A 737-nucleotide genomic window follows, 5' to 3' on the forward strand; every position below is an offset into this window, starting at 1 on the left:
GAGCTCGCAACATGATCTGGCGAAAACCAGGGGAGCGGCGTGCACTTCATCTTTTTGTCGGCTCGTGGGGCTGGTCCTGTGCAGCAATGCGTCGATGGTTTACTTCGCTTTGGATTCGCTCCGTGTGGCAGTCGTCACGACGCTGGCCTGTTCGCTGCTGCTTCAGGCCGGCTCCTTCGGCCGCGTGCTCTTTCTGATCTGGCAGTCCTCTAGCCGCGCTCGTGGAACTCGCCACAGGGGCCAGCATGCCGATGGTTACAGGAAAGCTCGGGTACCAGTCGTCTGACTCTGATCAACTGCGGAATGCAATTTTCAGCTGTGTCCCGGCTTGGTCGAATGCCCAGCATGTGCTGCTGCTTTGATGCGCGGATGACAGGATCAGTGCTCAGACCCACACCAATTTTGGTCACCCTCTGATGACTGAGCTGATCGTATAGGGAATCTGTGTTCGGCTAACACGCGACCATACCCCTGGGCTGACCGGTGCGTAGCCGGTTCAGGTACTTTTTTGCTGGAGATAGCATGCTGGAAAAATTCGAACGTTATCCGCTCACCTTTGGACCCACGCCGATCGAGAGGCTCGACCGCCTCGGCAAGCATCTGGGCGACAAGGTGGAAATCTACGTCAAACGCGAGGACTGCAACTCCGGTCTCGCGTTCGGCGGAAACAAGCTGCGCAAGCTCGAATACATTGTGCCCGACGCGATCGCGTCAGATGCCGATACGCTCGTCACAAT

General features: G+C 57.4%; 2 protein-coding genes. Both read left to right on the forward strand.

All coding sequences use genetic code 11. The features are described 5' to 3' along the window. A partial coding sequence (locus JT360_RS33280) for an exopolysaccharide production repressor protein (protein WP_250889253.1) occupies nucleotides 1–286 on the forward strand: 286 nt, incomplete at its 5' end. A 236-nt stretch (nucleotides 287–522) separates the two neighbouring features. Further along, nucleotides 523–737 (forward strand): pyridoxal-phosphate dependent enzyme (locus JT360_RS33285; protein ID WP_214477714.1); only part of this gene is annotated, 215 nt, incomplete at its 3' end.

The sequence above is a fragment of the Mesorhizobium sp. dw_380 genome (assembly GCF_018588885.1).
Classification (GTDB): domain Bacteria; phylum Pseudomonadota; class Alphaproteobacteria; order Rhizobiales; family Rhizobiaceae; genus Mesorhizobium.